This is a genomic window from Bordetella petrii (genome assembly GCF_020991325.1).
In the GTDB taxonomy this organism is placed as follows: domain Bacteria; phylum Pseudomonadota; class Gammaproteobacteria; order Burkholderiales; family Burkholderiaceae_B; genus Bordetella_A; species Bordetella_A petrii_E.
This window is the reverse complement of sequence record NZ_JAJMLX010000297.1, coordinates 1-5,285: the sequence shown is the minus strand read 5'-3', so window position 1 is coordinate 5,285 and position 5,285 is coordinate 1. Positions and strand designations below refer to the sequence as shown.

The window sequence follows — 5,285 nt, the reverse complement described above, 5'->3', positions numbered from 1 at the left end:
CGGCGGGCCCCGCGCTTCAGCCCGCCGCGGGCGCGGCCATGGCGTCCCAGGCGTGCATGGCCAGCCGTACCGTGTGCTGCAGCGTCTTGCGCGATGCGCCGTCGCGCGCCTGGATGGCCATGCCATTCAACAGGGTGGCGTAGTAATTAGCCAGCGCGGGCAGGTCGGCATCCGCGGGCAGTTCACCCCGGCGCGCGCCATCGCGCAGCCGCTTCAAGATCAGGGCCTGCATCTGCCGCCGGCTGTCGCACAGCAGCTCGCGCACCGGGGCGTGTTCCTGGTGGCCCACCGGCGCGGCCAGAATGAACAGGCAGCCGCGCGGCTTGCCCGGCAGCGTACCGCTGCGGGCCGCGGCCAGCAGCATGTTCTGGATACCTTCCCGGGCCGTGGGGGCGCTTAGCAGTTCCTGCTGGGTGCAGGCGCCTTCCTGCCGGCCATACAGCGCCACCGCCTCGCGAAACAGCTGCTCTTTCGAGCCGAACGCGCTGTAAAGGCTGGGCGCGTTGATCCCCATCACGGCCGTCAGGTCGGCCAGTGACGTACCTTCATAACCTTTCTCCCAGAACAGTTCCATAGCCTTCTGCAAGGCGGTGTCGCGGTCGAAAGCGCGGGGGCGTCCTCGTTCTGCCATGGGGGCATTTTACCCGCGGCACCGCCGGGCTTGACGCACGCGCCATCCCGGGCGATGATATTTGTATTGATCACTACATATATAGGCCCATCATGACAGACCTCACCGGCAAAACCGCCCTGGTTACCGGCGCCAGCCGCGGCATTGGCGCCGCCATCGCCCGCCACCTGGCGGCCCGCGGCGCCGACGTCGCCATCACCTATGTCAGCTCCCCGGGCTTGGCCGAAGAACTGGCCCAGGAACTACGCGCTGCGGGCCGCCGCGCGCAAGCCTACGCCGCCGACGCGGCCAACCCCCAGCAAGTGCAGGCCGTGGTGGCGCGCGCCGCGCAAGACCTGGGCGGCCTGGATATCCTGGTCAATAACGCGGGGGTATTCATCCCCGGCGACCTGGCCGCCATGCCCTACGCAGACTACCAGCGCACCATGGACGTCAATGTGGGGGCGGTATTTGGCGCCATCCAGGCGGCGCTGCCGCACTTGCCCGACGGGGGGCGCATCATCAATATCGGCAGCTGCCTGGCCGGCCGCACCGGCGCGCCCGGCCTGTCGGTGTATTCGGCCAGCAAATCCGCGTTGGTGGGCCTTACCAAGGGTGTGGCGCGCGACCTGGGCGCGCGCGGTATCACCGTCAATGTGGTGCACCCCGGCCCCATCGACACCGACATGAACCCCGCCAACCACGAAGGCGCGGCCGAGCTGGCGGCCGGCCTGGCCCTGGGACGCTACGGCCACGTGGACGACATCGCCGCTATGGTCGCCTACCTGGCCAGCCCCGCGGCGGGCTACGTCACCGGCGCCGAATTCTCGGTGGATGGCGGTTTCAGCGCCTGACGGCGAGACACGGAAGGGGGCGTTCGCCATGGCGCCCTTTCTAGGTGAAGGTGGCGTGGCTGCCCGCCACGCCACACGCAGTTTCGCGCCAAGTTGTCCACGGCGTTGTACAGGGGTTATGCACGGGGAATCCACGGGCTTGTCCACAGGCTTTTCCCCAGCCCTGGCTGCGTACGCGGGCAGAGGGTGACTAGCAGGGCAAAAACCATGTATAATCTTTGTCTTGCTTATCGCGGGCCCCGGTTTTTTGCCGGCCGTGTCGCGGCAGGTACGGGCTGTTAGCTCAGTTGGTAGAGCAGCGGACTCTTAATCCGTAGGTCGAGTGTTCGAGCCACTCACAGCCCACCAGAATTCTTATGCAGTATCAATGACAAACGCCACCCCAAGGGGTGGCGTTTGTCATTGCACGTCCGGTTTTGACCAAAACTCGACCGTTCCAGCGTGCGCCGCAATGTGGCTTGGGGCTAGGTGAGCATAGTTCGCTCCCTCGTGGGTGGCCCAAGCATTTCGTTGTGGCAGATTCACTTGAGAGGGGCCACGAAAACAGTTCGCTCTCGCGCATGCCTGTCGCGATGGCGACGACGGCCGCGTCTCGCATCCAGTCCATTCGACGCACAGATGACGATGAAGAAGGCGCAGGCGGCGGCCACCGCTGAGGAACTGCTGACGGGCAAGGCCTGGGTTCCGGAAATGATGCGCATCCAACTTTCTCTGAGCCAAGTGGCGGTCGAGACTCCTATGGGAGAGATGGAGGGCCAGGAGCTACTCCAGCTTGGGGGAAAATCCCCGGTTGGTACGCGGTTCGGGCATCGCTCGCCCACGTAAAAATGACTATTTTTTATAGTCACTTCCTGGTAAAGTGACTACTTTAAATGACTATTTCCTGGGGCCGTCATGCGCAGTCAACAAGTGTCGAAATCCGAGTTCAAAGCCCGGGCGCTTGAGCTTTTCCGGCAGGTCGAAGCCACCGGCGAACCCATTGTCGTGACCGACCACGGTAGGCCTGCGCTTGAAATCCGCCCCTATCGGGCGGTGGCGAAGCGCAATCCGCTGGAGGTGCTGCGCGGCTCCGTCCTACGGTTTGACGACCCCTTGTCGCCGGTCGGCGAGGATGCGTGGGAAGCAGCGCAATGATCGCGCTGGATACCCATGCGCTGGTGTGGTGGGCGGCGGGAGACTCGCAGTTGAGCCGCCCCGCCCGCGAAGCCATCGAGGCCGAGGTGCAGGATGGCGAAATCTTGGTTTCGGCTATTAGCGCTTGGGAAGTGGCAATGTTGGTCAAGGCGGGCCGTCTGGCACTGACCATGGATGTAGAAGCTTGGCTGGATACGGTTGCCCAGGTGCCAGCGATTCGGTTTATTCCTGTGGATGTACGCATTTCGATCCAATCTGTGGATCTGCCCGGGGAATTCCATAAGGATCCGGCCGACCGCATCATTGTGGCCACGGCGCGGCAGCATTCCGTGCCTCTGATCTCTGCTGACTTGAAGATTCGCGGTTACCCCCACGTTCAGACCATTTGGTGATGTAACCCATCCCCCAAATCCAAAGGCCGCCGGAGTTCATCAGCCGCATTGCCCGCGGCAAAACGGCATGATGAACGGGTGATCCGTACGCTGAAAGAGCAGTGCGTGCATTGGCACCGCTGCGATACCATCGCGACGGCCTACGCATCGGGCCCGCGGTTGCGGGGCAGTGCCGATTACTTGATAATGAAAGTAATGATTCTCGTTTGCCACAAGGCAGGCGGTACCGCCTGGCTGCGATCGCTACGGTTCCGAACCCTTGCGCGGGCGCGCTCGCCGGCCAGTGGCCACAAAAGGGAGGTTTCAGTGCCCACGTCTGTTCGCGCCCTGGGGGCGGCTCTGGTTTTATCTTCGGTTTTTTCGGTGCCGTCCGCATGGGCTGCTCCCTATGTGTGGGTGACCACCGACGGCACCACCGCGAAGGCTCATGTCGGCGAACTGATTCCGCCCACGCAGGATTCGCCCCTGCCCGACTTGAAAGAACCGCAGGCAGCCCTGGCCGATGGCAAGGAAATCGCGGCGCAGCCGGACGGCCAGGGATATGACCTGGCCTTGCCCGCCGAAGCCTCGGGCGACGTGCGCTTTACGGCGAAGTCGCTGGACGGCAAGAATGAGCTGACACTCTTCAGCGCCAAGGCCGGGCGTTCCGAGACCAAGCCGGTCAGCGACTTGGAACTCGTTCCTACCGAGCCCGGCGGCAGCGATTTCCGCCTGCTGTGGAAGGGCAAGCCGGTGGACAACGCCGTGGTCAGTGTGCAGACTTCGGCGGGGTGGCGGCGCACGCTGCGCGCCGGGCCTGACGGCACGGTGTCGCTGGCGTCGCCGGAATATCCGCAGCTGTTTCCGTCCACGTATGTGCTGACAGCCTCTGTCAAGGTCAATGACGAAATGAAGTTTGAAGGCAAGAGCTACCAGCCCGTGCGATACACGGCCACCCTGGCGTTCAAGGTGCCTAAATAGCGCCGCTTTGCCGCGCTATGATGGTCGGCCAGCCTCGATGCGCGAGGCGTATCCGTCCCACCTGCGCTGTGAAGGAGTGCGTTCATGTCCTCAGGCAAGAGAATCGTGCTGGCCAGCCGGCCCGCCGCGGAACCCACGCTGGACAATTTCCGGCTTGAGTCTTTCGACCTGGCCGACCCCGCCGAAGGCCAGGTCGAACTGCGCGTCTTGTATCTTTCGCTGGACCCTTACATGCGCGGCCGGATGAGCGATGCCAAGTCTTATGCGCCGCCCGTGCCCATCGATGGCGTCATGTCGGGCGAAACCGTTTGCGAAGTCACGCGGTCGCGGCATCCGGCATATTCCGCGGGCGACCTGGTCCGCGCGCATACCGGCTGGTGCACCCATGCCGTGATGAAGGGCGACGCGGTCACCCGCGTCGACACCTTTGGCGCGCCGGTGACCACGGCGCTGGGCGTGCTGGGTATGCCCGGTTTCACTGCCTACAGCGGCATGAAGCTGATCGGCCAGCCCAAGGCGGGCGAGACGGTGGTGGTGGCAGCGGCGTCGGGGCCCGTGGGTTCGCTGGTTGGCCAGTTGGCGAAACTGGCCGGCGCGCGCGCGGTGGGCATCGCCGGTGGCGCGCAGAAGTGCGCATACGTGCAAGACACCCTGGGTTTCGATACTTGCCTGGACCATCGGTCCGCCAGCCTGGCGGCAGGCCTGGCCGGCGCATGCCCGGATGGCATCGACGTGTACTTCGAGAACGTGGGCGGGGCGGTGTGGGACGCGGTTTTCCCGCTGTTGAATCAGTACGCGCGGGTGCCTGTGTGCGGGTTGATTGCCCAGTATTCCGTGGTCGACTCCGGCCCTGAAGACCGGTTGCCGGGGCTGATGGCGGCCATTCTGCGGCGCAGCCTGCTGGTGCGCGGCTTCATCAACTATGAATTCGCCGCCGGGCATTATTCGGCTTTCTTGCAGGAATTGGGCCCGCGCGTGGCGGCGGGAGACATCAAGTATCGCGAGGATATTGTCGATGGCTTCGAACAGGCGCCCGAGGCGTTCATTGGAATGCTCGCGGGCAAGAACTTCGGCAAGCTGATTATCCGGGTTGCGTAGGCGGCCACCGCCGGCGTAGCCGGCATGCCGGTTGCGCTACGTGCCGCTTGAGCCGCTACCCCTTCACGCCGCCGCGCCGCGCGCCCGGCAATAGGGCGGCGATGGCGCTGGCCAGCACGGCCGCCAATGCCACGATCAGCGCGGCGGCATGCCAGCCGTAGGCGTCGAATTGCTTGTTAGTGTGCTCCGTCATCCGGACTCCCTGCGTAGGTGTGTTCATGGCGATGCCTTTGGGGC

General features: G+C 64.5%; 7 protein-coding genes, 1 tRNA gene and 1 pseudogene. 7 read left to right on the top strand and 2 right to left on the bottom strand.

Annotated features, from left to right (window positions below):
• Positions 1-16 precede the first annotated feature (16 nt).
• Positions 17-631, bottom strand: coding sequence for a TetR/AcrR family transcriptional regulator (locus LPZ50_RS21305; protein ID WP_230664724.1), 615 nt, complete (start codon positions 629-631; stop codon positions 17-19).
• 92 nt (positions 632-723) lie between these two features.
• Between LPZ50_RS21305 and LPZ50_RS21300 the strand changes: the two genes are divergently transcribed.
• From LPZ50_RS21300 to LPZ50_RS21270, 7 genes are all read left to right on the top strand, one after another.
• Positions 724-1,464: an SDR family NAD(P)-dependent oxidoreductase gene (locus tag LPZ50_RS21300; protein WP_230664723.1), complete on the top strand. Its 741-nt coding sequence runs from the start codon at positions 724-726 to the stop codon at positions 1,462-1,464.
• A gap of 272 nt (positions 1,465-1,736) precedes the next feature.
• Positions 1,737-1,812, top strand: a tRNA-Lys gene (locus LPZ50_RS21295).
• Positions 1,813-2,082: 270 nt separating this feature from the next.
• Entirely contained in the window at positions 2,083-2,289 is a 207-nt protein-coding gene (locus LPZ50_RS21290; RefSeq protein ID WP_230664721.1) for a hypothetical protein, read from the top strand.
• A gap of 69 nt (positions 2,290-2,358) precedes the next feature.
• Entirely contained in the window at positions 2,359-2,598 is a 240-nt protein-coding gene (locus LPZ50_RS21285) for a type II toxin-antitoxin system Phd/YefM family antitoxin (protein ID WP_230664719.1), read from the top strand.
• A complete protein-coding gene (locus LPZ50_RS21280; protein WP_230664718.1) occupies positions 2,595-2,990 on the top strand; it encodes a type II toxin-antitoxin system VapC family toxin in 396 nt (131 codons plus the stop codon). Before LPZ50_RS21285 ends, LPZ50_RS21280 begins: the two co-directional genes overlap by 4 nt.
• A 363-nt stretch (positions 2,991-3,353) precedes the next feature.
• Positions 3,354-3,950: a hypothetical protein gene (locus tag LPZ50_RS21275; protein WP_230664716.1), complete on the top strand. Its 597-nt coding sequence runs from the start codon at positions 3,354-3,356 to the stop codon at positions 3,948-3,950.
• Positions 3,951-4,034: 84 nt separating this feature from the next.
• A complete protein-coding gene (locus LPZ50_RS21270) occupies positions 4,035-5,048 on the top strand; it encodes an NADP-dependent oxidoreductase (RefSeq protein WP_230664714.1) in 1,014 nt (337 codons plus the stop codon).
• A 55-nt stretch (positions 5,049-5,103) separates the two neighbouring features.
• Here the strand turns inward: LPZ50_RS21270 and LPZ50_RS21265 are convergent.
• Positions 5,104-5,285, bottom strand: a pseudogene (locus tag LPZ50_RS21265) (hypothetical protein); the annotation flags it as partial.